Below are 26,449 nucleotides of genomic sequence, written 5' to 3'. Positions count from 1 at the left end.
TGGAGGCGGGTTCTTAGTCGCTACCAGTGTGGAGCTGGTGGCTTTGGTACTTCTTCGTCTGTGGAGGACGAGATATGTCGCACGCAAAAAATACCACCGCGCCCCCTAAAGCGCAACACCTGCCCCTAAGGCAGCCTTTTGAGGCGCGCCGCGGGTTCACCTATTACGAAGTTCAAGTCATCTATGAAGACGCCGGTATCAAGCGCACATACCCAGGCGTTCAAGACGAGGCTCTAGCCTGGGAGTTGAAGGGGATGATCGAGCCGGAAGTGGCCCCTTACCCTGTTCGCATACTGTGGATCGCAGGGCAAGAGTACGAAGTTGAGAGGTTCCTCCGAATGGAATCCCGCGTAACCGACATGATCAAGTCGGTTCGTTCGGCGGATCGCCCCGGCCATGAGTTCATGGCACGCCTCGGGCAGTTCGGGCCGTATGAAGGTTACGCGCCACAAAACGCGCAATCCGAAAACGTGGCGCGGAATGCGGAGGAGGCCGAATGAACACTCCTTTGCCCGTCCCCGCTCACGTTCCCGGCGAGCCTTTGCGTGCCGTGCTGCTGGATGCACAGCAGATGTGCAGCATGAACTTTGCTCGGGAGGAGTTCGACAAGCTGTCGCGCATCCTTCAGCCCCTGCTCGACACCATGCTGTGCCGCCAAGAGGATGGGCCCGCTTGCGATATCGCCCGCCATCTTGAGCAAATCCGCATCTTCAGTGGCAATTTCCTTATGCGCCACCGAGACCTCGGCGCCTCCTTTGGCGTCGTCGGTAGTCGGCCCGGTATTGATATCGAGGTGCGGCCATGAAAACCGACACCACGCTTCGCCTCACCCGCACCCAGTACCGGGCATTCGCCGAGCAGGCCAAGCAGGCCGGTTGCTCACTAAGCCTTTCTACGTTCCGCGCCCTCGGCAATTGCTGGGGCATCTTCGATCCTCGCGCCAGGCTGGTGTGCTTGGATGTTTCTGCAGATGAGCTCGCGTTCACAGAGGGCTGTGGCATCCAGCTTTCAACCAGTGTGGAAACCGCTCGACTGCGCGGTAATCAGCGGCCTGAAATCGACTGGTCCGTTCTTGAGGATCACGAAATTTACCCGTTCATCGTTGCTCATGAAATCGGGCACCGCGTTGACAACTTCTGCTATTGGGCGCCGGCGCGCATTGAGGATAGCCAGGTAAGAACGCGTTGTGAGCGAACGATCCGCAGCATCAACGAAGTGCTAGCTGACCGCTATGCCTGGAGCCAGATTCGCCCAGGTGAGCCAGTGCCACTGTGCGAACTCGGCAAAAGCCTTCAGGAGGAGGTCGCCGCCGATATCGCCCTGATGGATGAGCATATGCCCAGGGTTCGGCGCGAGCCTCGCAAACTCCCGGTAGGCCAATACCTGCATATTCCTGAGGTGATGCTCATGACCGACTCTATGGTTTCGTTCATCGGCACTCGTGTCTCGGCGAGCGCGGTCGTCCATGCGCGCTCCAGAGCAAGAAACTACCGTCGCGACTCTCGCTCAAGGGCTTACTGATGACTATCACCCCACTCAATGGCGGCGATGCCGTCATCACCATTCACAATATTCGGCTTCCCATCGTGGAGTATCGCGGCCACCGGGTTGTTACCTTCGCGATCATCGACCAGGTGCATGAGCGCCCAGAGGGTACTGCAAAACGAAATTTCTCCGACAACCGAGATCGGTTTCGTTCAGGGGAAGACTACTTTCTGATCCCGAAATCTGAGGCTGACGGATTTCGTACTTTTGGAATTGAGGTTCCTAACCGGGGCCTCACCGTGCTTACAGAGCAGGGCTACTTGATGGTGGTCAAGTCGCTGACCGATGATCTGGCCTGGACCGTCCAGCGGCAGTTGGTGAACAGCTACTTCCGTCCTCAACCGTTCACTGTGCCGCAGACCCGGGCAGAGGCTATGCGCCTTGCTGCCGACCTTGAGGAGCAGAACGAAGTTTTGCTGCTGGAGAACAAGCAGCAGGCCGACACCATCGCCAGCCTGGAAAGCCTGTTCATGACCGGAGAGACCCCGACGCAGTTCTGCAAACGGCTGAACGGCGTCAATTGCTCCCAGGTGAACAGCTCACTGATGCGCCTGGGCTGGATCTACAACGCCGCTACCGATGAGAACAGCAAGCCTCGCTACAGGGTGGCCAGCCGCGTACGTGACCGGTTCCTGACGGAGCGACCTCGGAAGATCAGCGCCGAAGGCGTTGAATCATTCATCAAATATGACCTGATTCTGCTGCTCGACGGCGCTTGCCGCTTGCATCAGCTCTACATGAAAGGCGATCTCACCATGAAATCGAAATGGGATGGCCGGCACACCCTGGCCAAGTACGACGGGGGCGATGCTCAATGACCAAAATTACCGAATCTCCATCGACTCAGACCGTGGAAATTATCAACGAGGCCCACTTCGAAAAGTTCGAAGACGCGGCACTGTTGTTGATGTCTTTCGAAAAACTGGCTGATGCAGTCGAGGCTGTTTCTGAGGGTGGCGAGATCCACGAACGTGACGACACCCATGTCGGACTGATGGAGGCATGCATGGCTCTCGCGATCATGTTTCGGCGCAGAACCGGGCACGACGCGCAGAAGGTCTCGGCGGATCACCTGGATCAGGAGAGGCAATGCCTGATGGGCGGCGTTGAGATCAAGTCGCTGCCGATCCCATTGAGGCCAACCCCGTGCGGCCCTCTGCCGAAAACAGCGTTCCACGGCATTCCTGACCTCAGCTTGGCTTGGGCTGGTTTCAACTATGTCAGCCGTGTGCTTGAGCACATCAAGGGTAATTCCCCTCACCTGGTGGAGCTTGATATGGCGCGCGCGCATTCGCTCGACGCGATGAATGCGCTGAGCTTGCTGATCGAAAGTCTGACCGGCGCCACTCCCGGCGGTACTCCCGATGACATGACCAAGGCAAATGCCCCGGGCCCGGAGACTCTGCAATGACCAACCTCAAACCATCTGACCTGCTGGAACTGGTCGACGTGAAGCCCGAACCGGAATTACCGCCGAACTGGTTGAACGTAGTTGCTCGCAAGAAGCTTGACCAGCCGCCCGAATGGCGCTGGTGCAAGTTCGAGATGATCGGCGACACCCACGACTGTGTGGTCGAGGGCGGCATTCCGCGACGGCTCAAGAGCGGAGAGCGTAAGGGTCAACTTACCTGGCGCGACTGCACAATCACAAAGTGCGTGGTTACCCAAGCTGAGCACGATCAGGCCAAAGCTGACTACGAGAGCGAGACCGGAAAGTGCCACGATTGCGCGGGCTCCGGCATGTGGCTTGCCGGCTGGGGCTGCGATACCGGTAATCGGTTTAAGCCGTGCCCGCGCTGCAATGCCACCGGCAAAGCCCCGGAGGTGCGCCCATGACCACTCCAATGGAGTCAACCACTGCGGTCGCGACGGTTCAGTCCGGCACCTGCGAGGTATTAGCCGGCCCATGGCCGAACTATTCAAATTGCCGCCATCTGTCTGAGCGCGACCGCTGGGAGGTCTACGCCATGGCAAAGGCCTCACGAGGCGCGCTGGAGGATCGCGGCGTGGTCATGACCGAGGGCTATGACGCGTTCATTGCCCGGGTAACACGGGAGCTGGATATATGAGCGTCCAAGCCATGTCGTGGGCGCTGACCCAGCAGCTGGTCACCGATTCGCATACGCGGCACGTGCTGCTGTGCCTGGCCAACTACGCCGATCAGTCAGGGCGCGCTGCATTCCCTGCCGTTTCGAGTCTTGCACTTGATACCGGTCTGGCCCCGCGCACCGTCCAATACCGGCTTCGTGAACTGGAGACGATTGGGCTGATCAAGCGTGGAAATCAGGCCGTTGCAGCCGCTTATATCTCCCAGCGCGATCGTGTTCCTGTCTGCTACGACATTGACCTTTCACGGGGTGCACAGGATGCACCCCGCTCTGAACGGGGTGCACCTGACGACGCAACGGGGTGCATGCCAGAACAGAACGGGGTGCACGCCACGACAGAACGGGGTGCACCGTGTGCACCCAATCCACCCATTAACCACCCATTAACCATCCTTAACCAAAAAGAAAGCGCCAAGGCACCGGAGAGGGGTGGAAAGGGCAAAGCTCAGAAGTTCGACCCATTGACTGCAAAGCCGGCCAACGCATCGGACCAAGCCTGGGCTGACTTCTGTGAAATGCGGAAGGCCAAGCGTGCGCCGCTGACCCTGCGTGCTTGCGAACTGATCGCCAAGAAGCTGGCCAACCACCCGGAACCCGATGCGGTGCTGGATAAGTCCACTACCAGCAGTTGGTCGGACATTTACCCGGAATCGGTGCTGCCTGGTGCTGGCGCCAAGAACGGCAAGCCATCCGCATTCAACAACCTTCCAAATCACACCCCGGATATGTACCAAGGAGACGGCAATGGCCCAGCGTTCTAATTTCCGCCGCCAACCTGAGCAGCGCGTCTTCGCCGGTGAGTGCCCAGTCCACGGTTCGATTGATCGTTCCGAGGTCGAGCAGTTCGACGGCTCGATGGCTACTCGTCCGTGCAAGCAATGCCAGTACTACGGGCTGCGCGTAGCGCCGCAGGGCAGCGAAGAACATTCGCAGGCGCTGGCTAACATGCAAGCCGAAAGCGTCAACGGCGCGCTTGTGGGCTCTGGCATCACACCTCGGTTTGCCGATAGCACTTTCGCGACCTACAGCGGCACCACCCCGGCGATGGCCCAGGCGCTGGAAACCTGCCAGGCCTACGCCGACAACTTCGGCGAGCACTTCCAAGCCGGCCGCAACCTACTGCTGTGCGGCAACGTCGGCAACGGCAAGACGCACCTGGCCAGCAGCATCGTCCAGCACGTCGTTCGCCAGCACCGGGCCGTGGCGGTGATCACCACCGCCGCCGAGATCATCCGCGTGTTCAAGCGCTCGATGGTAAGAGATGCCGGTTACACCGAGGGTGACGCAATCAACGAGCTGGCCAGCTTTGACCTGCTGGTGATTGACGAGGTCGGCGCCCAGGCAGGCACCCACTACGAGCTGTCGGTCCTGCATGAGGTTTTTGATCGCCGGTACAACCTGATCCGCCCGACGGTGGTGGTGTCTAACCTCAACGCCCAAGGCCTTAGCCAGTACATCGGTGAGCGCGCCCTTGACCGGCTGCGCGAGAACAAGGCGCTGCTGGTCGGCTTCACTTGGGAATCGGCGAGGGGACGCGTATGAACGACTACCGCGAGCTGTACAGCGATGAGGCTGAACACGCGCTGCTTGGGTCGCTGATGCTGGACGGCGAACTGTTCGACTCAATCACCGCGGCTGTAACCACGGCAGACTTTCACGATCCGGAAAACGCGGCGCTGTTCCAGGTGATGCTTGACCTGCACGCCACCGGTGTCCCCGTAGACCCCGTCACCCTTCACGACTTCAAACCGGTCTTGCCGAGTGGCGGCACAACCATTGCTTACGCTGCGGAACTGGCGAAGAACACGCCCAGCACCGCCAACTGGAAGGCATATGCTCGGACAGTGACCGAGCGGGCAGTACTTCGGCGCTTGGTTGACGCCGCCGACGCCGTGCGCGATTCGGCGAACGAAAACCGGCCAGTGGCTGAGATTATCGCCAGCGCCCAGCAGGCCATGGCCGATCTACGCGACCTAGATACCGGAGAGCCCGATTACAAGCGAATCGATGAGGTCGTTAGCCGCAACATTGACATCATCGACGCCAAGTACAACGGGAGCGTGCAGTCGGGACTTTCCACCGGCCTGGTCGATCTGGACAAGCTGATCCGTGGGCTGCGCAAAAAAACCGTGACGATCGTTGCCGGCCTACCGGGCAGCGGCAAGACAACGCTCGGTCTGCAGATCGCCCAGCATATCGCCTGTACCGGTCTTGGCGTCGGCATGGTGTTCTCGTTGGAGATGCCCGAGGAGGAGTTGGCCAACCGCGCGCTCGCTTCACTTGGCAGCATAGACCTGCAGCTGCTCGACAACGGGAAGCTGGAGGACGACGACTGGCCGCGCCTGACCTCCGCAGTCAACAAGATCATGGATAAGCCGCTCTATGTCAGCGACAAGTCGGGTCTGACCGTACCGCGGATCAGAAGCATCTGCCGACAGGTCAAGTGCAAGCACGGTCTCGACGTGGTGGTGATCGACTACATCGGCCTGATTGGCTCCGACGGCAAGGCGTTCAACCGCACCGCGGAACTGGGCAAGATCTCGACGGGCATCGTCAACATCGCCAAGGAGCTTGAAGTGCCTGTGATCCTGCTGGCCCAGCTCAACCGGGATTCAACTAAGCGCCCGGGCAAGAAACCGATCGCCTCCGACCTGCGCGACTCCGGCCAGATCGAGGCTGACGCCCACTGCATCATCCTGGTCCACCGCGACATGGACAGCGAGGAGGGCCAGAACGGTGCCACTGAGTTGCTCATGCCCAAGTGCAGGCACGCACCAGTGGGTTCATGCATCGTTCAGCAGCAGGGCAAGTTCGCCCGCTTCGTCAACTTTGCGGGCCGTGAGCCCACCCAGGAAGAGGTGGAGATCAACCGCCCCTTCGCCGATCAGTACAAAGGGAGGAAGAATTCATGAGTAACGTCACGGCGGCATTACCGCGCAAGAGTATGAGCGACCTGGAGCGGCGCTTTCTGAAGATCGCTGGTGAGGAGCTGGCCAAAGTCAAGGTCGGCGGGCCGAGCGCTCTGGCTTACCTTCTGGATATGGTTGCGAGCTGGCACGGCAGCCGGGCTCAGATCGAGTTCCATGACTTCGGGCAGCGCTGGTTGATTGAGGGCAACGCAAAGAACAAACCTGCTGACCGGTTGCTGCGCGACCTGTTTGGCCTGAGTGATCCAGATCCGAGGAAAGCAGCATGAAGAAGCGCACGTACGTTGATAAACCTCTGGGCGATACCGAGTGGCTGCTGGAGCAGTGGGGCTCTTGGCGGATGGCGGGGATGGGTGTTCCTCGGTACGTCTCTCAAATCGCGGCGGTTATGGACCAATTCAATCCGCAGCCCAGTACTCAAACCTACGTCATCAATGACGATGTCGCACTTATCGTGGATGGCACGCTTGCCAGGCTTACCAAGCGAGAGCAGCAGATGGGGGACTTTGTTTGGTTTTACTTTGGGGCGAAATGGCCAGCCAATCGCATCGCGAGAGAGAGTGGGATGTCTGAGCGCAAGGCATGGGAGCTGATCAAGGCTGGCGTGGCCTGGATCGACGGAGCAATGGATCGTTCTTCCGATGAGGCTTAAAAAGTCTTTCCGTACGGATAAAGACCTGTTTTTATAGCAGCGTGTCCAGCTTGCAACGTCACGAGACACACAATGGCCCCAGCCTGTGTGCTGGGGTTTTTTGTCGGCGACTCTTCGCTTACAGTGATGCTGGAGTGCAATTACCCGCTCATCACTGAGGCTAGAACGCATGGAAAGGAACCTAAATTTAGCGCTGAGTATCTTGCAGACCGTGGCTAAACACCAAGATCTAGCAGGCATTTCATCAATGCTGCTGATCAACTCGTTAATGGGCACCCAAAACGGCATACAGGCTATCCAGTGTGATGGCTACATTGATTTGATTCATCACCTAGATCTACTGGTGGGCGCGGGATATCTTCTTTGCCATGGGCGCAACCCCAGTCTAATCGGCGATGAGGTTGGTTGTTCAAACGAGCCAACGTTTTATCATTTGACATGGGCAGGCCACGATCTTCTGGATGCGCTGAGCTCTAGATAGCGGAATCACCCTGTTAAAACAGCCTTAAAGCCTAGCCATTACGCTGGGCTTTTTGGTTTCTGGAGGCTGTATGGAAAAGCTTGATATGGAAGTGAGCGTAGAGGGTGTTTAGGACCTGGTACGCCCACTCGTCTAAGCTAGTCACTTGAACATTTTCCCGAGTTGCCGCTTCAAGTCTTCCGTGACCTTGTCGCCAACAGCCTTGATGACGTTACCGTAAGTTTCGACGGCGCCACATTTGCCGCAGGTGATTTTCGAGGAGTTTGTCGGTCTGGCCGGAACCTCGAACTGGTCACTGCCGCACTTCTTGCACTTAACGCTTACCTTCATCGCTGATGCTCCCTGGTTCGTTCGGTGTTGAAACTGAACGATAGCATGTGGCCGTTCAGCGATCTGACAGTGTCGCCATCTGTATCAACATACATTGAGCCAGGGTGCGCAGTTCTGCGCAGTTCTGCGCAGTTGGTGCGCACCTGCGCAGTTTGCGCAAAAGCAGACGCTACGCGGGTTGTGTGTAGTTTGCAGGGGATTGGAATTGCGCATATTGCGCAGCTAATGCCCGATCGTTTTATGCAGGTTATCGCCCAGGCAGCTGGGCTAAGTCGGTAGAGGCGTCGTCTAATCCCGTGCGGACAATGGGCGGCTACGCGATGAGAGGGCAGGGTACGTGACCCGGCGATCTGCCCCACCAGAGCTGGAGAGTTGCACCAGCCACCTGCTCCCATTCAAGAGCCCCGCCATCGTGCGGGGTTTTGCGTTTCTGGAAGGCGGCGCCAAGTGGTAGGCGAGCCGGTTTGAACCCGGTGCTGCTGGAAACGGTAGGGGTTCGACTCCTCCGCCTTCCGCCAATCAACGAGTTTTATGTGGGTGAGTGCTCAAGGATGAGCAAAGGCCGGATCAGCAGCATGGATCGCGTCCGGTTGCCCGCGCCTATTCGCTTTATTCGGGATAGTCCCCGTCAGCAAACTCAGTAGGTGAAACCATGCCATATGTAGTGATCCCTCAGCCTTTTCCCAACTCGCCGCTGCAAACGCAGTTCGCGACCGAGGATGAGGCGAACGCCCGTGCTGAACAGATGGTCCAGCAGGCGCCCAAGCAGCCCGTGTACGTCGCGGAGCTGAAAACGATGTACCAAGGCTCAGTGACCGTCACCACCGCGGCGGCAGTTGCTCAGCCACTGAATCCCGAACAGGGGTGATTTCACCGCCACGCCGAGAGGCGTTGCAGCGACGTGCCGTATCGTCGAGATGACGACACATAAGCACAAACCGCCAGGGTTCGCCCTGGCACCTATTCAGGCTGCCTCGACAGACACCGACAGGCGTTTACCGAGAGCGGCCAAGGCGTTTTCCATCTGCTCCATCTTCGATGTGTGCAGGAAGTCGACCAGGCGATCCCCCTGGGCCTGGTGAACGCCCAGCAGCCGGCACAAGTCGGCCTTGCGCATATCCCGATCCATCATCGAGTTCCACAGGACAATCTTTGCCACGGTCACCGCAGGCAAGTGGATGACGTGTTCGCCCGGCTGCGCGGCGGATGCCTCTGGAATAGCCCGGCGCTCGTCGACGTAGATGGACAGCGCGCTTTCAATCGCATCCAGCGCTTCACGGATCGCGTGTTCTTTGTCGTCGCCGTAGCTGTTCAGCTCTGGCAGGTCACGACAGAACACGGCCAGGCCGGGAGCGCTGTCGTCCTGCTCGAAGCGGATTGCGTAGTCGTACATGGTCACTCCTCTGGAGGTGATAGTTCAGCGTGCAGATGTGGTGAAGGGGCTCATCAGAGCCCCAGTTGTTTAATGATCGCCTTGCGGGTCGGATCGGGCATTTCCTTGCTTCCGTGATCCGCGAAGGTGGTCCTGTTGCCGTTTGGGGCGGTTACTTTGAAGTGGCTTCCCTTGCCAGCTTCGAAGGTCACCCCCTGGGCCTTCAACCATCGTCTGAACTCGCTGAACTTCATCACCTCGCCTCGTTGTTGGGGTAAGATCATGATACAACATATTTGTAGTATTACAACACTTTTGTAGTGTTCTTTTTTGTGGAGAGACGGATGGACCCAAACGACCTCGGCCCAGGGACGTTCGCATGGCTGGGCGGTACCGGCACTGTGTTGCTCGGCGGCCTGCTATGGCTGAGGAGATTCCTCTCCAAAGATGCAACCGACCGCGCAATGGATAGCGCCGACATCGGAACGCTCAAGCGTCTAAACGAACTGCTGAATCAGGAGCGCGCCGCTCGCAAAGAGGCCGAGGCCCGGGCTGACCAGTTCGCCAAAGAACGTAACGAGCTGGCTGCAGCGGTTGGGCGGATGGAAGGGAAGGTTGAGGCGCTGACCAGTCAGATCGCCACCCTGACCGAGAAGGTGACCACGCAGAGCGCTGAGATTGCGCGCCTGCGCACGAAACTGGGAGACGACAACTGATGGACAGATGCGCAATGGAATTCATCGCCCGCCACTGGTGGCGTCGGGTCGAGATCTGGCTAATCGCCCTCCTGCTGGTGGTCGGAGGAGCAACCCTGGGCTGGCAAGCCGGCGTGTGGTCAACCACCACTGAACACACCAAGCAACTCACTGAAGTTCGCGCCGCCTACGTAGCAGCCCTGGGCAAGCGTGACTTGCGCCTAGACAACCTGGCCGAGAAGACCCAGGACGCCGCAGTGAAGGTGCAAGAGGCATCACACACTGCCGTCCAAGCAGCTGACACGGCGAGCAAGGCGGCTGACAAGGCCGGTGAAGCCCTGACGCGGGCACAGACTGAGGAGCGGCCATGATCGAACTGACTGACCACAATGGTTACAGCCACTATTTCGCGCCCAGCGCCATCGCTCATGTGCAAGAGACCTCAACCAGCACGCAATACCGGGGCATCCACGCAATTGTCCGCACCTTTGACGGCCGCGAGACAGAAGTGCGGGAGTCTGCCCAATCCATCGTCAGCAAGATAAGGCAGTCGAGCTGAAATCCGCGCCACGTTTTCGAATGCGCCGAATCGTGGCGCGAAATTTGCCAACTATCGTGGCTGGTTCTGCGGTAGCTGGGCGTTCAGTCGGTTGCAAAGCGCTTGGGCTTCAGCCTCGGTATCGAACTCGCCACGGTAGTCGCCAGTTCGGGTGTCGACAGCCTTGTAACATTTTGCTTGGAGCGGAAGTGGCTCTACCGGTTGTCCTGCTCGCTTACCCTGAACTACAGCTCTGACTCGCTGCCTCTGCTGAACGATGAATACGATATCCATGGCTGTTGGTAACTCTTAACGGGTGATCAACATCAATACCGGTATCCACCCGGCATTTCAATCCGAGATAGAGGCATCAATGACGACCATTGCCTACAAAGACGGCGTCATCGCCTATGACGGCCGCCAGGTCCGTAACGATCGCATCGTCTCCGACAGCGCGCCTAAGTGCGTGGTTGTGGACGGTGTGAGCTTCTTCCTGTCGGGTGCCGTATGCGATGAAAAGGCTTTGATCGCTGCTTACTTCGGTACTCCATCGCCAGTTCCTGTGGAGTGCTCAGGTTATACCGTAGACGGCGGCAAACTGATGATGATCGGTCACGACGACACGACCGGGATATGGAAACAGGATCTTGATCCAGCGAACCCGGACGCTATGGGCAGTGGTGCGCCATATGCCTTGGCTGCAATGGATATGGGAGCAAGCGCGGAGGAGGCTATGCGCGCCGCCATGAAGCGAGACATCTACACCGGCGGCACGATTCGCACTGTAGTAGTTGCCGAGAACTCTACAGCCAGGTAACGCAGACGTTGGTAAGGCGCATACGCTCTAGAGACTCCTCAAGACTATCGGTCCCGACGATCTGGCTAGCCTTGCCACCCAGCTTCACATTCATCAGCAGCTCATGAGCATCAACCCGCTCAGGCGCCTCTCCGTGAATTGTCTTTGGTGCATTCATGTGCTCATAGGTCAATTCGTACTTGTGCATTATTCGTCTCGGGGATGGTGAATGGTAGGTGTGCCGCAGGTGAGTGCGGCACGGCTTGATCACTTCGATTTCAACGCTTCTTGGACTTGGTCTGCGTATGTCGAAAGGTTTCCGAATTCGACTTTCAGGCTTGTCGCATCTGCGCCCGAGGCCTTGGCGCAGATAACCTCAAGAGCCGCCGCGACTGCTAAAGCGCGCTTCTGATCATCTGGTAGTGCGCTGTAGCGATGACCACCAAGCTCAGTGAGTTTATCGATAGCTATTGGCATGCGTTCGTCCTTGCGATGAGTTGACATCCATCAATACCGGCATTGCGCCACTAATTCAAGCCTGAGAGATTTGGTATGACTACCACTCCCAACACACGCGGCGTGCGCAACAACAACCCCGGGAACATCGACTACAACCCGCGCAATGCCTGGCAAGGGCAGCTGGGGCTGGAAATCGGCGTGCCATCCCCACGGTTTGCACGCTTTGACAAACCAGAGAACGGCATTCGAGCCCTGGGCAAGCTGCTGATCAACTACCGCGGCAAAGACGGTATGCCCGGCGTGGGCGGCCCAGGCATCGACACCGTGCGCGAAACCATCACCAGATGGGCGCCAGGCAACGAGAACAACACCGAGGCCTATATTGCGGCCGTGGCCCGCCGCCTGGGCGTGAGCGCCAATGACGTGATCGACGTCCGGAAGCCGGCAACGCTGGGCGTAATGGTGTCCAGCATCATCGCCCATGAATGCGCAGGGTTCGCTTATCCAGAGGCCGTTTTAGCGGAAGGGCTCCGCCGAGCGTTGTCATGATCCGCTATCTGATCGCAGCCCTGATCGGCTGCCTGATCATCATCTACGGCGGTTATCAGCGCATCCAGTCTCAGTCTGAGGACTTGGCCACCGCCAAATCCCTGGTTACGACCCTGAACAAAGCGGCAGATTCTCGCCGGAATACTCAGCGACTGCTGGCCCAGCTCGACACCGACCACACAAAGGAGTTGGAGAATGCCCAAGCCGATAATCAGCGTCTTCGCACTGCTGTTGGTACTGGCGCTCGCCGGTTGTCAGTCGAAGCCACCTGTCCCGCAGTGGGAAGCACCACCGCCGCCTCCGGCCTGGGTCATGAAAAAGCGCGAGCCGAACTTGACCCAGCGGCTGGAGAAAGAATTGTCGCCATCGCAAACGACGGTGACGAAGGACTGATAGCGCTCCGCGCCGCCCAGGATTACATCAACACCTTCTGCCAGGCGCCCAAGCAGTAACACCGCACACCACGATACTCACGCAAAGGAAGCGCTCCCATGGCTGCTAAATGTGATTGGGCAGCCGTCGAAAGGGATTACCGGACGGGCTGCTTTACGAACCGCGAGCTGGGCCGTCGGCACAATGTGTCGGAAAGCTCGATCCGCAACCGTGCCGATAAGCACGAGTGGCAGAAAGACCTATCTGAGATGATCCGCCAGCGCGTACGGGAGAAGACCGGGCGCGCCGCCGCTGCTGCTGTCGCTGAGGCAACCAACGACGCCGAGATCGTCGAGCAGGCCGCCGAGGCCGGTGCCCAACTGGTACGTGGTCACCAGGTAGTGATTGCCAGAACTCGCGACCTGACCCAGCAGTACGTCGAGCGTATTCATGAGCAGGTCGCCGCCGGCAAGATCACCGTGATGACACAGAAGGGTGACCCGGTCGAGATTGACATTCCCCTGGACTACGTGGGAAAGAGCATCGGCCACGCTACGCAGTCCCTGGAGCGGCTGATCAAGCTCGAACGCCAGGCCCATGGTCTGGACACCGACAAAGAACGGGAAAGCACAGGCAAATCCCTTGAGGATCTGCTTGCAGAGGCGGCGGGTAATGGGGAATGAAACCGATCGCCAGCGCCTCGTGCGCGAGGGTGACGAGTTCATCGCCCTACACCTCGCCAAGCAGCTCAAGGGCAACGCTTTACTGCTGAAAGCCCTGAGTAACAAGTGGTACAGGCTCAACGCCCTGTACAAGATCAAGGATAAAAACGGCAAGGTTCAGCGCTTCAAGCCTAATCAGCAGCAGCGCGAGCGGTTCCTCGACGAGCATAACCGCGACATCATCCTCAAGGCCCGGCAGTTGGGCTTTACCACCTTCGAGATGATCGACGCGCTCGACGATTGCCTGTTCACCAGGAACTACAGCGCCGGCTGCATCTGCCACACCCTGCCGGACGCCAAAGAGATCTATCGCAACAAGATCAGGTTTGCCTACGAAAAGCTGTCAGGCGACCCGGCGTGGTCGGCAATTTTCAAGCTGATCGGCATGCGCCTGCCGGTACCGCGCAGTGACAAAGACCAAGGCTATATCTTCGACAACGGCTCAAGCATCCAGGTGTCGACCTCATTCCGAGGCGGGACACTCCAGCGCTTGCATGTGTCGGAGTTCGGAAAGATCTGCAAACTGAGCCCGGACAAGGCCCAGGAGATTGTCACCGGTGCTTTTGAAGCGGTGGGCCTGGGCAACCGGGTCACAATCGAAAGCACGGCAGAGGGTCGCGAAGGCTACTTTTTCACGTATTGCGAGTTGGCAAGGGCCATTAAAGACGCCGGCCGCACGCCCACGGTGATGGATTGGCAGTTCCACTTCTTCCCGTGGTTCAAAGATCCCACCTACCGCCTGGAGGCATTTGACCAGGTGGTGGTGCCGCAATGGTTGCAGGAGTACTTCGCCGAGCTGTCTGCCAAGCATGGCATCCGCCTCGATCGCGCCCAGCAAGCCTGGTACGCCAAAAAGGCCGAGGCGCTGCACGACGACATGAAACGCGAATATCCGGCCACGCCGGATGAGGCGTTCGATCAGGGCATCAAAGGCGCTTACTACCTCACGCAGATGCGATTCCTGCGGCAACAGGGCCGAATCACCAAGGCGGTGACTCGCAACCCTACGCTGCCGGTATTCACGGCCTGGGACTTGGGTATGGGGGACGCTATGTCCATCGTGCTGTTCCAGGTGGTGGGCCGCCAAGTGCACATCATCGATTACATCGAGCATTCAGGCGAGGGCATGGAGTACTACGGCGATCTGCTCAAAAAGCTGGGGTATTCCTACGGCGCGCACTACGCCCCGCACGACATCGTGGTGCGCGAGATCGGTACGGGGAAATCCCGAATCGACGTAGCAAAGCAGTACGGGATCACGTTCCAAATCGTTCCGCGCGTCTCCCGCAACAGCGAGGGCGTGCAGGCGGTGCGTAACTTCCTGCCGCTGTGCTGGTTCGCCGAGGATGAGCAGGACACCCGGGAATCAACCGGCGATGCGGACACCGGCAAGCCCAGAACCGCGGGCGTGTCACGGCTGATTGACTGCATCGATAACTACCGCAAGGAGTGGGATTTGAGGTTGGGCGTGTACAAGGATCAGCCGCGCCACGACTGGGCAAGCCACGGGGCCAAGGCATTTGAAACCCTGGCCCGCTGCGGAGTCTTCGAGGCTACGGCAGGGGCAATTCCCTCGACCCCAACAACATCAAACACAGATCGAGCCCGACGCAACTGGAGCGCGCACACATGACCACTATGTTTATTGAATGGAAGCAGGTCGCCGACGTCATAGCCCGCCTGGTTGCCCCGCTCACCGTCCAGAGCTTTCAGCTGCGTCGAGATATCGGTTTAGTCCAAGTCGACGCGGTAGAGATCAAGGAGCCGGATGGCGCGCACCCTGCAGTTCGGGTGCAGTTCGAGATGGCTCACGACCTGGGCGTGACACTCAACGTCAAGTTGGCCGAGTTTGCTGCCGACCCCGTCAACTACATGCAGGATCTGCTGGCCAACCTGCGGAAACTGGAGCACGGCGCGAAACTGCGCCGCTCCGGCCGGCAGGCTGAAATCAACAATGTTCATGAGGCAATGATCCATGGCTGAATTAGGTTTGCTGCAATTCAGGAGCGCCGCAGACCTGCATGCTGATGACGTAGCCGCTGAGGAGCAGGCGCTGCAAAGCCGGCGCGCTCTGCAGGTGCAGTCGTCTTTGGCGGCGCACATCCGCCGGTGTTTTGAGTCTGCCAAAAACGCCAAGCGTGAAATCGATGATCGGCTGCTGGACTGCGCGCGGCGCCAGAAAGGAAAGCATGAGGAGACGAAGCTCCAGGCGATCCGGGAGGCCGGCGGCAGCGAGATTTACCCCAAGCTGACCACCACCAAGTGCCGCGCGGGCGCTTCCTGGATTCGTGACATCCTGATCCCGGTCAACGGTCACCCGTGGGGGCTAGATCCAACGCCGGTGGCGGACATCCCGCCCGAGTTTCTTGCTGCGTTTCAGCAGAAGCTCGCCCAGCAGATGATGCAGGCCCAGCAGGGGGCGCAAGGGGCGCAGGGGCATGAAGCTCCGCAACAGACGATGCCTGACCCGACCGAACTCGAAGTGAAGCTGCGTGAACTGATCCAGGCCAAGGCCAAGGAGGCAAGCGAGGCCCATGAAACGCTTATCGCCGACCAGTTGGCCGAGGGAGGGTGGGAAACCGCGCTCGAGGAGTTCATCGACGACTTCACCATCTATCCGGCGGCATTCGTTAAAGGGCCATTGCTTCAACGTGTGCCGCAGATTGCCTGGGGCCAAAACTGGCAGATGATTGAAACAGAGGAGATCCAGCCCCTGTTTCACCGGGTTTCGCCCTTCGACATCTATCCGTCGCCAGATTCGACGAATACCGATGACGGCGCATTCATCATCGAGCGCGAACGCTACACACGGTCGCGCCTCAACGCTCTCACGGGTGTTCCCGGCTACAGCGACAACGCGGTTCGCGCCGTGCTTACTGAGCATGGCCAGGGTGGCCTACGTGAATGGCTCGCAACGGATTCGCAGCGCGCACGGCTTGAGGATAAAGCCGGCGACTGGATGATCAACAACGGCGAAACCATCGAAGGCCTGCATTATTGGGGCGGTGCCCAGGGACTGATGCTCCTGCAATGGGGCATCGATCCATCGCAGGTGCCGGACGTGCTTGATGAATATCAGGTTGATGCAATCCTGATCGGCAATCACGTTATCCGCTGCGTGTTCAACCGCAACCCTTTGGGCGGTCGGCCATATCACAAGGCTTCTTTTCAGATCGTGCCTGGCTCGTTCTGGGGGATGGCAATTCCTGAGCTGATGAGTGACGTGCAGGACTTCTGTGGCTCAACAGCCCGTGCGCAGGCCAACAATATGGCGTTCGCCAGTGGCCCGCAGGTGGAAGTTGATGAAGACCGCCTGCAGCCAGGTGAAAACCCTAACGAGATGTATCCGCTGAAGCGCTGGCGGGTGAAAAGCGGCCAGACGCCAGGGATGCAGGGTGGAGCGACGTCACCTGTGATTCGCTTTTACCAGCCGGTCAGCATGGCCGGTGAGCTTCAGGCGGTCTATGACTCTTGGGAGAAGCGCGCGGACGACGCGACGAACATCCCGCGATACATCTACGGCGCGGAAAAGGTCGGTGGTGCAGGCAACACGGCCAGCGGCCTGTCGATGCTGATGGAGTCGGCGAACAAGGGGATCAAGGACGCGATCCGTCATATCGACCGTGGAGTGGTTCGTCGCGTCATTGAAGCGCTGTGGTTGTTCAATATGCGCTATTCCGATGACAACGCCATCAAGGGCGATTGCAAGGTCGTGGCCCGGGGTGCAAACGCGATGCTTCAGCGTGAGCAGACGCTTAACGCTCGCACTCAGTTCCTGAGCTTCACCAACAACCCGACCGACATTCAGATCCTTGGCCTTGAAGGTAGGGCCGCGATATTGCGTAAGGTTGCTGAAAGCTTGGATATGCCAGGGCTGATTCCGACGAAAGCCGAGATGAAGGCCCGGGAGGAGCAGCAGCAGGCCCAACAGGCCAAACAGCAACAACAGCAAGCCGCGGCGGTGGGGCAGCAGGTCGAGGCGGAAACCGAGAAAACGGCAGCCCAAACAGCTGAAATCACCGCGAAGGCCGAGAAAACCCGCGCTGAGGCCCAGCGCCTCGGCATGAGTAACGGTGCCGTGGTCGCCCAACTTCAACATGCAGGTGGCGGAGCCAATGAAACCCAGCAACCAACAGTGGCAAGCCCTGGTCAACCTGACCAACAGCCCGGAATGGAAGCACCTCAAGGAGATGCTGAACAGCCATTTGACGGAGGCGCAGCAGAGCCTGGAGGGGGTGAACAACCTGGAGGCTTTATTCAGGGCCCAGGGCAGGGCGAGCCTGGCCAGGGAACTGATCAAGTCGTTTGAAGAATCCCGCGAGATGCTTGAGCGAATCCAGGCAAGCACCTCGCGGCCCACCCAGTAGTTACAGAAAAAGCCGCCCAACTTGAGGCGGCTTTTTTGTGGCCACTCTCCGGTCATTCGGCCAAGTGCCCGGAACCAGTAGCACACCCAGAAGCCCGGACCTGCCGGCTCTACCCAAGGAGAACACGATCAATGAGCACGCTACCCCGCAACGTACAGGCGCAAATCGATGAAGCAACGGCGATTCAGGAAGCACTGAACAAGCCGGCCGAGAACCCCGCACCAGATGCGGCTCCGGCAGCAAATCCCGATGCGCCGGTGATCTCAGACCCACAAGCACCTGCCAAACCGGAGCCGGCCCCCGCCGCCCGCAATGATGGGGCTGACTACTGGGAGCAACGCTTCAAAGTCATGCAAGGGAAATACAACGCCGAAGTGCCGGCGTTGCAACAGGAAGTGTCCCGGCTGACCGCAGAGCTGGCAAAGGCGCAAAAGCCCGCAGGCAATGCCGTGCAGCGCGCAGTGTCGGATCTGACCCCTGAGGAGATCGAGAGCTACGGGCCTGACCTCGTAGCGCTGATCCAGCGAGTGGCTGGTGGGCAAGCATCTGCCGCCAATCCCGCCGAGTTGGAAACGATCAAAACCGAACTTGAAGGGCTGAAGCAAAAAACCCAGCAAAGCGAGCAGGAAAAAGCCGAGCAGGCGCAGGAAGAATTCTTCCGGCAACTGATTCAGCGCATTCCTGACGCTGTTGAGATCAACGGATTGCCCGCGTTCCATGAATGGCTCAGCCACATGGACACGTTCACCGGCAAAGAGCGGCAGCAGCTTTTGATCGAGGCCCAGACAGCCAACGACGCATACCGCGTCGCCGCGCTGTTCCAGGCCTTCAAAGACGCGCAGCCCGCCCCGGCAGCACCGAACCCAGACCGCACCATTCCACCTGAAAACGTTCAGCCGCGCTCCACTCGCACCGATCCTACGCCGCCGGCGGAGGGTAAGTGGTGGAGCAATGCTGAAATCAACGAGTTCTACAAGGATGTGGCGCTGGGCAAGCGGTACACGAAAGCCGAGGCGGCTGCGATTGAACAGGAAATCTCAGACGCGGTAGCAAACGGTCGCATTTCGCGATAGCACGCGCTCTGTAACGCCGCGAGGCGTCAGGAAATAGGAGCTACACCATGGCAGGTCCAGTACGCGCCGCAGGGCATCCAGACTACAGCTCGACCAGTGCATCGGGTTTCATCCCCGCGCTGTGGTCGGGCAAGCTGGTGCAGAAGCTGTACGCCGCAACTGTTTTCGGTGAGATCGCTAACACCGACTACGAAGGCGAAATCAAGAACCAGGGCGACACCATCAACATCCGCACCGTGCCGTCGATCGTCATCAAGGACTACAAAATCGGCGGCGGTGTGGTCTACGAAAAGCCGGTCAGCGACAAAGTCACTCTTCAGATTGACCAGGGCAAGTACTTCGCGTTCGAGGTGAACGACGTTGATGCTTACCAGGCCGATATCAAACTGATGGACGAGTTCAGCACCGACGGCGGTGAGCAGATGAAGGTGGCTATCGACACCCAGCTGCTGAACCGCCACTACGCTGACGCCGATGCGGCCAACCGCGGTGACAACGCCGGCGCCAAGTCGGGTGGCATCAACCTGGGCAAGGCCGGCGCACCCGTGCAGATCACCAAGGAAAACATTCTGGATGTGTTGGTGGACTGTGGCACCGTTCTCGACGAGCAAAACGTGCCCGAGCAAGGCCGCTGGGTTGTTCTGCCGGCCTGGATGAACGGCATGCTGAAAAAGTCCGATTTGCGCGATGCCAGCATCATGGGCGATGCCACCTCGGTATTCCGCAACGGCAAGGTCGGCATGCTCGACCGCTTCACGGTGTACATCAGCAACAACACCACCGCAGTGGATGACGTCGCTGCGACGAAGCGGGCGAGCAATGTGATGTTCGGTCACAAGAAGGGCCTCACCTTTGCCAGCCAGATGACCAAGATGGAAACCCTGCCGAACCCGAACGACTTCGGCAAACTCGTTCGTGGTTTGAACGTGTTCGGTTCCGGCGTCATCGACCCGAAAGCGATCGGCAACCTGTACTGCAGCCGCTGATCACCATCATCTCCACACCATAAGCGGCCACCTGGCCGCTTTTTGCTTTTCTCGGAGAAAACCATGATTCGCGAATTGATTGATAAGGCAAAAACAGCCGACAAAGACGGTTTGCTCGAAATGCTCAAAGATCTGGGCTTGAAGGCTGACCAACGCAAGAGCGAGGACACACTACGCTCCGAATTGCTCGCAGGGCTCGAAAAGGCCCTGGCTGATGAAGCCGACGACGAAAGCGCGCCGAACCCTGATCTGGTGCCTGGCAATGCTGGCACTGCTGGCCTCGCTGATCCCAAGACTACCGGCGATCCTGTCGCCGGTACTGACTCCGCTGCGCACGTGGCATCGGGTGATGGTGCGGATCAAGCAGCGAAGGGGGACCAACCAGCCGGCGACGACGCCGCTGCCCAAACTTCTGCTGTTGAAACTGTGCAGGTCGCTGCCGACCCTGGCCCTGGGCGCCACATTGGGCCTTTCACCGTGAACGGCGAGGACGGCCAGGTGTATCTGCCCGAGGCGCTTGTGCGCGATGCCACCATCCCAGGCATCAACATGAAGTTGGTGGCAGGCGACCCGCCAACAGCCTCTGCTTTGGCAGAGGCCCAGGCGCCTGATCTCGACGACGTCGACGATGAGGAGCGTTCGGTGCCGGTCACCGGCAATCGTCTGCTGCGCAACACCAGGACCGGCTGCGAGTTCGTATGGACTACCGAGCTGGCGAAACTCTCCTACATGCAAGAGGTGTAAAACGTGGCCGTGACGACTGTAGGCAACATCCTGACCCGCGCCAAAAAGATCCTGCAGGAAGTCACTTCCAACGGCACCCGGTGGGCAAACACCGAGCTGCTGGATTGGCTGAATGAAGGGTATGCGGCAATTTGCAACATCAAGCCGAATGCCAGTTCTGTCACGGCCGAAATTACTTGCGCCCCGGGCACCAGGCAATCCATCCCCGAGGGCGGCCTGCGCCTGTTGGAGGTGGTGCGCAACATCACCCCCGCGGGCGGTGGGCTGAGCGTGATTCTCACGACCCGGGGCGCCATCGATTCAACCAGGCGCCGGTGGCACGCCGAGCAACAGGTTGAAGAGATCGAGCAATACATCTTCGACGAAGCGGCACCGCGTCAGTTTTATGTCTACCCGCCGGCGATGGCCACCAGCAAGCTGGAGATCATCTACTCGTCGGTGCCAGACCCGCACGCCCATGCGATGGCCACCGACTCCGCCGCTGAAAAGATCCGCCTGGATGACTCATTTGCGCCGGTGCTGGTGGATTACATCCTCTCCAGGGCCTACGCGAAAGACGCTGAACACGCGGCCAACCTCAACCGCGCAACGATGCACTTCCAAATGTTCCAGGCTGCCCTGGGCATGAAGGTGCAGACGGATCGCATGCTTGGCCCTCTGCCAGTCGCCGCCACATCCCAGCAACAGGTACCGCAGCAATGAACGTGAGCCAGCTGGTCGACCAGATCCTGCCAAACGTGCCGGGGGTGGTAATCGCCTCTATCCGTGACGGTGTGGCCTGGGCGCTGCGCGAGCTGTGCACCGAAGTTCCGGCCTGGAAGGTCAGAATTCAGCTGTCCGATGGTGAGCAGCTGATCACGGCCGGGCCAGGCCTTGAGCCGATCCGCATCCAGGCGCTGTATCAGGATGGTCGGCCTGCACATTACCAAGTGTTCCAGCCTTCGCCGGACACTGTGATTGTCACCGGTGGCCCTTCGGGGCTGACCGCTGATGTGGTAGTGCGGCCCACGTTTGGCTCCACTGTGGCGGTGCCCCCGGACTGGCTGCTGGACCGTTACTGTGAGGCGTTGATGCTCGGCGCCCAGTACTGGCTGCGCAAGATGCCCGAGAAACCCTGGTCCGACATGCAGCGCGCCCTGATGGATCAGGCAGCGTTCTATGCCCTTTGCACCAATGCCCGATCTGAGGCGCTCGCCGGCCACCAGTCCGGCAGCATAAGGATGAAAACACCGAGGTTTCCATGACATCGATTGCGATCACGTCTTTCAAGGGCGAGCTGCCAGCGCTGACCCCGCGTCTTTTGCAGCCGACCAACGCCCAGGCGGCCCGCAACGTCAATCTGCGCAAGGGGTCGCTGCGGGCTGAAAATGCGCCGCTGCCCGTGCTTGGGATTGGCGGCGTGATCAATCCGTCATCTATCTACCGGTACCCATTCGGTAACAACGGCGCCGGGTTCTGGTTTGCCTGGGGCGATGGCCAGCAGGTCAATGCAGCAAAAAGCCCGTTGGCGAAGGATGCATGGTCGCGGGTGTACTGGACCGGAGACTCGTTTCCCAAGATGGCCCCCATCGGTGTCGCCACTCAGGGCGCTGGGCCATACCCATCCGGGTTTTACCGGCTGGGCATCCCTGCTCCGGTCAGCGCGCCATTGGTGACAGAGCCAGCCGGCGGTGAAGCACCGCCCACCACCACCGTGGGCGCGACGTATGTGGTGACCTATGTCTCAGCCTATGGCGAAGAGGGGCCGCCCAGCCCTGCGTCGAACATCATCAACCGCTGGGACGGCGCGGGCGACCAGCTACCTGGGAAAGCCAACGTTCAATTGCCGCCGTCACCCAACGGTCCGTACAACATTGTCACCAAGCGGCTCTACCGGTCGGAAAGCGGCGGTGAGTTCCTGTATTTGGCTGACTTCCCCGTGGCCCAGGGTAGCTGGGTAGACGACGTGAACAGCGATGAGCTGGGTATTGCCTGTCCTTCGCTCACCTGGGATATGCCAGATCCGGCGATGGTCGGCCTGGTCGAGATGCCAAACGGCATATTTGTAGGGTTCTTCGACAACACTCTGTGCTTTTGCGAGCCGTATCACCCGCACGCCTGGCCGGTTGACTACCAAATTTCCTTTCCTGACAAAATAGTCGGGATCGGCGTCACCACCGCCGGGCTGGTGGTTACCACCACCGGACGTCCGAGACTGGTCACCGGCACAACGCCTGCGGCCATGAGCGCTGCTGACCCGGATGCTGACCGTGTGTGCGTGTCCAGGGGGTCGGTGGTCGATATGGGCGAGTACGTCGTCTATGCATCGACCGAGGGGCTGGTGGCGGTGTCCGGAGGGGAGCCGCAGCTGATCACTGACGGGGTGCTGACGCCGGAGCAGTGGCAAGCGCTGAATCCCGCATCGATCCATGCCTGCCGATACGAAGGCCGGTATCTGGCGTTTTACGACGGCGGGTGCTTTGCCCTGGCCCCAGGCGAGGGGATCGAGTTCATCGACGCCCAGGCGGCCAACTCCTACTACGACATTGCGGCCTCCACGCTGTATCTGATCCAGGGCAGCACGATTGCCAAGTGGCGAGGCGGGCCGCCGATGACCTACCGATGGCGCTCGAAGGTATTCGAGTTTCCACCTGGTTCGGCGAATTTCAGCTGCGGAAAGGTGGTGGCGGCAGCGTTTCCGGTCCAGTTCCGGGTGATCGCCGATGGCATCACTGCGCTCGAAGCCGAAATTCGCAGTAACCAGATGTTCAGGCTGCCGCCGGGTTTCGCGGATGCGCGCGAATGGCAGGTGGAAGCGTCCGGCTCGACCGAAGTTTTCTCTATCCAAATTGCGAACACACCCTCTGAGTTGACCTAATGACGACAAAACGCTCAAGCCTTCCTGCACCCAGCAGCAAGGTTTCGGCGGAGTTTCGCCCGTTTTTCAGTGCTTTGACTGAGATCATTGAGACGGGCGAGGGGAATCGCGGGAATGGCCTCGACAAGAAGCTGACCTACCGGGATTTGCTGGAAAGCGGTGCGTTCACGCTCCGGCCAGGCTGGAAGCCAGGTGGTAACGGCGGATTGGTTCCAAGCCCTGGCGTGCCAGACCGGGCAATACCGCCTGCCCCTGTGGGGTTCCAAGGTGCTGGTGTGTTCGGCATGAACACCTTGACCTGGGATAACCCCTACAAGCTCTATCGAAACCACTCACTGACCAACATTTACCGCAGTGAAACCGATAACTTCGGTCAGGCGACGCAGATCAGCCGCGCCACGGGCATGATGTACAGCGACCCAATTCGAGGCGATGCGGTAGACCCCAACGATCCCAAGAAAGGGAAAGTGTATTTCTACTGGATCACCTGGGTTTCCACCTCTGGCATCGAGGGGCCTCCTAACAGCCCGGCTGGTACCGCCATCGAGGCGCAGCTTGATATCGAGTATCTGCTCAAGCTTATTACCAGCCAGACCAGTCAGAGCGAGCTTGCGAAAGCGCTGGCGAAGGCCATCGACCTGGAAGGGCTGAATCAGACGATAGCAATGCTGGATGCGGCCGCGCAGTCGGCGAGGCTTCTGACGTCCGCTGAGCGATTCCTGCGCGATGACGACAACGTCCAGATCCGCCGGCAAATCACCGATATCCGGGTGCAGACCGGCGAGGATGTGAAGGCGGCTATCACGCAGTTGCAGGAAGTCATTACCTCCGATCAGCAGGCAATCGCCCATCAAATCGACCTGATGCAGGTCAGCGTCGGTAAGGCCCAGGCCGATATCGTCGGCGAGCGCTCGGCGCGTATCACCCTGCAAGATGCCGCAACCCAGGCACTGAACGGCATGTCATCCCGCCTTGAAACCGCAGAGGCGGTACTGACCGGGTACAGCGAGACGTTTGCAAGCGCGCTTGAAACCCAAGTTCGCAACATGATGAGCCTGGTCGCTCGGATGGATAACACCGACGCGATATACGTGAGCGATCAGCAAGCCATCGTCACCGAATTTGAAGCGACTACCCGCGCAATCACGACTCTGCAAAGCAACTTGAATGACCAGTCAGCAGCCATTGAGCAGACTCTCAGCACTCATTCCTCGGCGCTTGAGGGGTTGTCGGCTCAGTACACGTTGCGACTCGATGTGAATGGGCTTATCAGCGGGTTTGGTGCTTACAACAATGGCGCAGTGGCTGACTTCTCTATCTTGGCCAACCGCTTCTGGATCGCCACACCTGGTGTTCAAGGCCCCAATTATGTGAACCCTTTCACTGTCGATGGCGAACGGGTCTATATCAACACTCTGCTGGTCAGAGATGCATCCATCCAGCAGGCGCAGATCGGGCCAATAAGTATCGGAAAACTGACGGCCAATGATGGGTTCACGCCAATCACAACCATCGGCGGCCAACTGCGCGCCGAGGCCATCGACGTCGCGAACATCACAATCGGGTTCGGCCAGGTGTACGGGCAGTTGGTCAGCTCGCAAATAGGTGCCGGCGGGCTGCCAAGGTTTGTAATCGACCCGCAGGCCGGGATTTTCATGAATGGCCTCGTGGGCGGGACGCGCATGGTCATGACGGACCAGTATCAACACTGGTACGACGCCGCCGGCGGCCTGCGTATTGAAATCGGGGAGATGATGGTATGACGTCGATCATTCGCTGCCGTGATGCGAATCAGCAGGTCACGTTCGATAGCACGGTTCGAACGATTCGAAAAATGGAATCGATCCGAACCCAGAGTAATGCCGGTGGCAGCCTAGACCTGACCCAGTATGCAGGCTTCAAACTGGACATTAGCCTGATGCCTGCGGAAAACGTGGGGTTCTCCCCTGTGCCCCTTGTGGTGATCAGTGCGGACGGCAATACGCTGACCTGGTCCCCAGCGCCCGTTTCCTGTTTTCTGATCCTTGGGATTTCTTCATGAGCATCGGATTCAGGATCAAAAACGACTGGGGTAACCTCGCCGTCGACGAGAACAATCCGATATTCATCGCGGTCGGTGAGAGCGCAGGGCACGTCGATAACGCCGGCTGGACCGATATCCGCCTTTACAAGGACAGAGACGGCATTCCGCCGGTGGCGATCTTCCTGGAATACACGTTCTACGGTGTATCAACCAGCCCGACGCCGCCGCTGGTGTTCGCCAGGCCTCGCAACGTCGCCTCTCAGGTGAACACCGTCATCGGCTACGTTGCCGCGAAAGGTGCGCCAGGCGCATGGACCGGAATGGTGGTGGTGTTCACCATCACGAACCTCCCAGGCAACCCCCAGAACACCGCGCAGCTTTATCCGCTCCTGCGGGCTTATATGTGCGAGTTCCTGGTGGTGTTCTCCGGCGGGTATATCAGCGGCGAAACCCACGGCGTGCGTGTGTGGGCGCCCGGGTCGTCGACGGTGGTGTTCGACTCCGGAAACAATGCCGTCAGCTACAAGCGATCCAATGGCGTCTGGAACTACAGTCACCGCGACCAGGTGCTCAGCGACCAATACCTCGAGGCTTGGAACGGCTCGGATACGTTCGGGGCTCGCAATGAATGGATGCTGATCAGTTCCATCGGGACTGGCTATTTCATGCGGTACAACGGCGAGGTGGCCGGCAGCAGGATGATTATTCCAGGCCTGATAGGGGAGGCCGTTCAGCGAATCATCCTCACAGGCCGGTCTGGCACGCTGATTCACATGCCATTTCTGTTCATCGAAACCCGCAAGCCAGTGGCTGAAGGTGTCGTTCTACCCACCGGCCCCGGCCCCGCGTAAAT

38 protein-coding genes and 1 tRNA gene are annotated in these 26,449 nt (G+C 59.2%); 34 read left to right on the top strand and 5 right to left on the bottom strand.

All coding sequences use genetic code 11. From position 1 onward, the window contains the following. Positions 1-74: 74 nt before the first annotated feature. From AO240_RS10440 to AO240_RS10380, 13 genes are all read left to right on the top strand, one after another. On the top strand, positions 75-500 hold the full coding sequence (locus AO240_RS10440) for a hypothetical protein (RefSeq protein WP_099236470.1): 426 nt from the start codon (positions 75-77) through the stop codon (positions 498-500). Next, positions 497-805 (top strand): hypothetical protein, encoded by a 309-nt coding sequence (locus AO240_RS10435; protein ID WP_099236469.1) that lies wholly within the window; start codon positions 497-499, stop codon positions 803-805. Before AO240_RS10440 ends, AO240_RS10435 begins: the two co-directional genes overlap by 4 nt. After that, entirely contained in the window at positions 802-1,521 is a 720-nt protein-coding gene (locus AO240_RS10430; RefSeq protein WP_099236468.1) for a hypothetical protein, read from the top strand. Before AO240_RS10435 ends, AO240_RS10430 begins: the two co-directional genes overlap by 4 nt. Then, positions 1,521-2,363: an ORF6N domain-containing protein gene (locus AO240_RS28930; protein WP_099236467.1), complete on the top strand. Its 843-nt coding sequence runs from the start codon at positions 1,521-1,523 to the stop codon at positions 2,361-2,363. Before AO240_RS10430 ends, AO240_RS28930 begins: the two co-directional genes overlap by 1 nt. Continuing rightward, positions 2,360-2,956: a hypothetical protein gene (locus AO240_RS10420; RefSeq protein WP_099236466.1), complete on the top strand. Its 597-nt coding sequence runs from the start codon at positions 2,360-2,362 to the stop codon at positions 2,954-2,956. The genes AO240_RS28930 and AO240_RS10420 overlap by 4 nt, the downstream gene beginning before the upstream one ends. Further along, positions 2,953-3,381: a hypothetical protein gene (locus AO240_RS10415; protein WP_099236465.1), complete on the top strand. Its 429-nt coding sequence runs from the start codon at positions 2,953-2,955 to the stop codon at positions 3,379-3,381. The genes AO240_RS10420 and AO240_RS10415 overlap by 4 nt, the downstream gene beginning before the upstream one ends. After that, positions 3,378-3,614, top strand: coding sequence for a hypothetical protein (locus AO240_RS10410; protein ID WP_177445809.1), 237 nt, complete (start codon positions 3,378-3,380; stop codon positions 3,612-3,614). Before AO240_RS10415 ends, AO240_RS10410 begins: the two co-directional genes overlap by 4 nt. Then, a complete protein-coding gene (locus tag AO240_RS10405; RefSeq protein ID WP_099236464.1) occupies positions 3,611-4,414 on the top strand; it encodes a helix-turn-helix domain-containing protein in 804 nt (267 codons plus the stop codon). Before AO240_RS10410 ends, AO240_RS10405 begins: the two co-directional genes overlap by 4 nt. After that, positions 4,398-5,195: an ATP-binding protein gene (locus tag AO240_RS10400; RefSeq protein WP_099236463.1), complete on the top strand. Its 798-nt coding sequence runs from the start codon at positions 4,398-4,400 to the stop codon at positions 5,193-5,195. Before AO240_RS10405 ends, AO240_RS10400 begins: the two co-directional genes overlap by 17 nt. Beyond that, positions 5,192-6,565 carry a replicative DNA helicase gene (locus tag AO240_RS10395; RefSeq protein ID WP_099236462.1) on the top strand — a complete coding sequence of 458 codons (1,374 nt, stop codon included), beginning with the start codon at positions 5,192-5,194 and terminating at the stop codon, positions 6,563-6,565. Before AO240_RS10400 ends, AO240_RS10395 begins: the two co-directional genes overlap by 4 nt. Then, complete coding sequence (locus AO240_RS10390) at positions 6,562-6,849, top strand: hypothetical protein (RefSeq protein ID WP_099236461.1); 288 nt, start codon at positions 6,562-6,564, stop codon at positions 6,847-6,849. Before AO240_RS10395 ends, AO240_RS10390 begins: the two co-directional genes overlap by 4 nt. After that, on the top strand, positions 6,846-7,232 hold the full coding sequence (locus AO240_RS10385) for an antiterminator Q family protein (protein WP_099236460.1): 387 nt from the start codon (positions 6,846-6,848) through the stop codon (positions 7,230-7,232). The genes AO240_RS10390 and AO240_RS10385 overlap by 4 nt, the downstream gene beginning before the upstream one ends. Before the next feature lie 247 nt (positions 7,233-7,479). Further along, positions 7,480-7,713 carry a hypothetical protein gene (locus AO240_RS10380; protein ID WP_143505355.1) on the top strand — a complete coding sequence of 78 codons (234 nt, stop codon included), beginning with the start codon at positions 7,480-7,482 and terminating at the stop codon, positions 7,711-7,713. 141 nt (positions 7,714-7,854) lie between these two features. Here the strand turns inward: AO240_RS10380 and AO240_RS10375 are convergent, their stop codons facing one another. Further along, entirely contained in the window at positions 7,855-8,043 is a 189-nt protein-coding gene (locus tag AO240_RS10375) for a hypothetical protein (protein WP_099236458.1), read from the bottom strand. Positions 8,044-8,475: 432 nt separating this feature from the next. On the opposite strand from AO240_RS10375, the gene AO240_RS28535 reads away from it, so the two are divergent. Continuing rightward, positions 8,476-8,561, top strand: a tRNA-Ser gene (locus AO240_RS28535). Positions 8,562-8,695: 134 nt separating this feature from the next. Continuing rightward, on the top strand, positions 8,696-8,911 hold the full coding sequence (locus tag AO240_RS10370; protein ID WP_054919610.1) for a hypothetical protein: 216 nt from the start codon (positions 8,696-8,698) through the stop codon (positions 8,909-8,911). 96 nt (positions 8,912-9,007) lie between these two features. Here the strand turns inward: AO240_RS10370 and AO240_RS10365 are convergent, their stop codons facing one another. Together AO240_RS10365 and AO240_RS10360 are read right to left on the bottom strand one after the other, a co-directional pair. Next, entirely contained in the window at positions 9,008-9,436 is a 429-nt protein-coding gene (locus AO240_RS10365; protein WP_099236457.1) for a transcriptional regulator, read from the bottom strand. A 53-nt stretch (positions 9,437-9,489) separates the two neighbouring features. Further along, on the bottom strand, positions 9,490-9,669 hold the full coding sequence (locus tag AO240_RS10360) for a type II toxin-antitoxin system HicA family toxin (RefSeq protein ID WP_099236456.1): 180 nt from the start codon (positions 9,667-9,669) through the stop codon (positions 9,490-9,492). Positions 9,670-9,759: 90 nt separating this feature from the next. Here AO240_RS10360 and AO240_RS10355 point away from each other — a divergent pair, with 90 nt between their 5' ends. The 4 genes from AO240_RS10355 to AO240_RS10340 all read left to right on the top strand — a co-directional run bounded on the left by AO240_RS10355 (position 9,760) and on the right by AO240_RS10340 (position 11,465). Further along, positions 9,760-10,131 (top strand): chemotaxis protein, encoded by a 372-nt coding sequence (locus AO240_RS10355; RefSeq protein WP_099236455.1) that lies wholly within the window; start codon positions 9,760-9,762, stop codon positions 10,129-10,131. Beyond that, positions 10,131-10,481, top strand: coding sequence for a hypothetical protein (locus tag AO240_RS10350; RefSeq protein WP_099236454.1), 351 nt, complete (start codon positions 10,131-10,133; stop codon positions 10,479-10,481). Before AO240_RS10355 ends, AO240_RS10350 begins: the two co-directional genes overlap by 1 nt. After that, positions 10,478-10,669 (top strand): hypothetical protein, encoded by a 192-nt coding sequence (locus AO240_RS10345; RefSeq protein ID WP_099236453.1) that lies wholly within the window; start codon positions 10,478-10,480, stop codon positions 10,667-10,669. Before AO240_RS10350 ends, AO240_RS10345 begins: the two co-directional genes overlap by 4 nt. A gap of 352 nt (positions 10,670-11,021) precedes the next feature. Further along, entirely contained in the window at positions 11,022-11,465 is a 444-nt protein-coding gene (locus AO240_RS10340; RefSeq protein WP_099236452.1) for a proteasome subunit beta, read from the top strand. Here the strand turns inward: AO240_RS10340 and AO240_RS10335 are convergent. Both AO240_RS10335 and AO240_RS10330 read right to left on the bottom strand, forming a co-directional pair. Then, positions 11,452-11,652: a hypothetical protein gene (locus tag AO240_RS10335; protein WP_099236451.1), complete on the bottom strand. Its 201-nt coding sequence runs from the start codon at positions 11,650-11,652 to the stop codon at positions 11,452-11,454. The genes AO240_RS10340 and AO240_RS10335 overlap by 14 nt on opposite strands. A gap of 59 nt (positions 11,653-11,711) precedes the next feature. Then, positions 11,712-11,921 carry a hypothetical protein gene (locus tag AO240_RS10330; RefSeq protein ID WP_256585919.1) on the bottom strand — a complete coding sequence of 70 codons (210 nt, stop codon included), beginning with the start codon at positions 11,919-11,921 and terminating at the stop codon, positions 11,712-11,714. 75 nt (positions 11,922-11,996) lie between these two features. On the opposite strand from AO240_RS10330, the gene AO240_RS10325 reads away from it, so the two are divergent. The 15 genes from AO240_RS10325 to AO240_RS10255 all read left to right on the top strand — a co-directional run bounded on the left by AO240_RS10325 (position 11,997) and on the right by AO240_RS10255 (position 26,447). Further along, complete coding sequence (locus tag AO240_RS10325; RefSeq protein WP_099236450.1) at positions 11,997-12,452, top strand: structural protein P5; 456 nt, start codon at positions 11,997-11,999, stop codon at positions 12,450-12,452. Continuing rightward, positions 12,449-12,904: a lysis protein gene (locus AO240_RS10320; RefSeq protein ID WP_099236449.1), complete on the top strand. Its 456-nt coding sequence runs from the start codon at positions 12,449-12,451 to the stop codon at positions 12,902-12,904. Before AO240_RS10325 ends, AO240_RS10320 begins: the two co-directional genes overlap by 4 nt. Positions 12,905-12,943: 39 nt before the next feature. After that, positions 12,944-13,507 (top strand): hypothetical protein, encoded by a 564-nt coding sequence (locus AO240_RS10315; protein ID WP_099236448.1) that lies wholly within the window; start codon positions 12,944-12,946, stop codon positions 13,505-13,507. Next, positions 13,497-15,179: a terminase gene (locus AO240_RS10310; protein WP_099236447.1), complete on the top strand. Its 1,683-nt coding sequence runs from the start codon at positions 13,497-13,499 to the stop codon at positions 15,177-15,179. Before AO240_RS10315 ends, AO240_RS10310 begins: the two co-directional genes overlap by 11 nt. Then, positions 15,176-15,529, top strand: coding sequence for a hypothetical protein (locus AO240_RS10305; protein WP_099236446.1), 354 nt, complete (start codon positions 15,176-15,178; stop codon positions 15,527-15,529). Before AO240_RS10310 ends, AO240_RS10305 begins: the two co-directional genes overlap by 4 nt. Continuing rightward, positions 15,522-17,855 carry a hypothetical protein gene (locus AO240_RS10300; RefSeq protein WP_099236445.1) on the top strand — a complete coding sequence of 778 codons (2,334 nt, stop codon included), beginning with the start codon at positions 15,522-15,524 and terminating at the stop codon, positions 17,853-17,855. Before AO240_RS10305 ends, AO240_RS10300 begins: the two co-directional genes overlap by 8 nt. Before the next feature lie 189 nt (positions 17,856-18,044). Further along, positions 18,045-18,986 carry a hypothetical protein gene (locus AO240_RS10295; RefSeq protein ID WP_099236444.1) on the top strand — a complete coding sequence of 314 codons (942 nt, stop codon included), beginning with the start codon at positions 18,045-18,047 and terminating at the stop codon, positions 18,984-18,986. A 47-nt stretch (positions 18,987-19,033) separates the two neighbouring features. Beyond that, positions 19,034-19,972, top strand: a complete 939-nt coding sequence (locus AO240_RS10290; protein ID WP_099236443.1) for a hypothetical protein — start codon at positions 19,034-19,036, stop codon at positions 19,970-19,972. A gap of 63 nt (positions 19,973-20,035) precedes the next feature. Next, a complete protein-coding gene (locus tag AO240_RS10285) occupies positions 20,036-20,716 on the top strand; it encodes a hypothetical protein (RefSeq protein WP_099236442.1) in 681 nt (226 codons plus the stop codon). 3 nt (positions 20,717-20,719) lie between these two features. Then, complete coding sequence (locus AO240_RS10280; protein WP_099236441.1) at positions 20,720-21,418, top strand: DUF6682 family protein; 699 nt, start codon at positions 20,720-20,722, stop codon at positions 21,416-21,418. Continuing rightward, the gene (locus AO240_RS10275; protein ID WP_099236440.1) at positions 21,415-21,960 is read left to right on the top strand and encodes a hypothetical protein; all 546 of its coding nucleotides are present in this window, start codon (positions 21,415-21,417) and stop codon (positions 21,958-21,960) included. The genes AO240_RS10280 and AO240_RS10275 overlap by 4 nt, the downstream gene beginning before the upstream one ends. Continuing rightward, a complete protein-coding gene (locus AO240_RS10270; protein WP_177445808.1) occupies positions 21,957-23,573 on the top strand; it encodes a hypothetical protein in 1,617 nt (538 codons plus the stop codon). Before AO240_RS10275 ends, AO240_RS10270 begins: the two co-directional genes overlap by 4 nt. Beyond that, on the top strand, positions 23,573-25,336 hold the full coding sequence (locus AO240_RS10265; protein WP_099236439.1) for a DUF1983 domain-containing protein: 1,764 nt from the start codon (positions 23,573-23,575) through the stop codon (positions 25,334-25,336). The genes AO240_RS10270 and AO240_RS10265 overlap by 1 nt, the downstream gene beginning before the upstream one ends. Further along, positions 25,333-25,614: a hypothetical protein gene (locus tag AO240_RS10260; RefSeq protein WP_099236438.1), complete on the top strand. Its 282-nt coding sequence runs from the start codon at positions 25,333-25,335 to the stop codon at positions 25,612-25,614. Before AO240_RS10265 ends, AO240_RS10260 begins: the two co-directional genes overlap by 4 nt. Next, a complete protein-coding gene (locus AO240_RS10255; protein ID WP_099236437.1) occupies positions 25,611-26,447 on the top strand; it encodes a hypothetical protein in 837 nt (278 codons plus the stop codon). Before AO240_RS10260 ends, AO240_RS10255 begins: the two co-directional genes overlap by 4 nt. Positions 26,448-26,449: the final 2 nt, after the last annotated feature.

The organism is Pseudomonas sp. ICMP 460, assembly GCF_002723595.1.
GTDB classification, from domain to species: domain Bacteria; phylum Pseudomonadota; class Gammaproteobacteria; order Pseudomonadales; family Pseudomonadaceae; genus Aquipseudomonas; species Aquipseudomonas kitaguniensis.
This window is presented reverse-complemented; position numbering and strand designations above follow the sequence as displayed.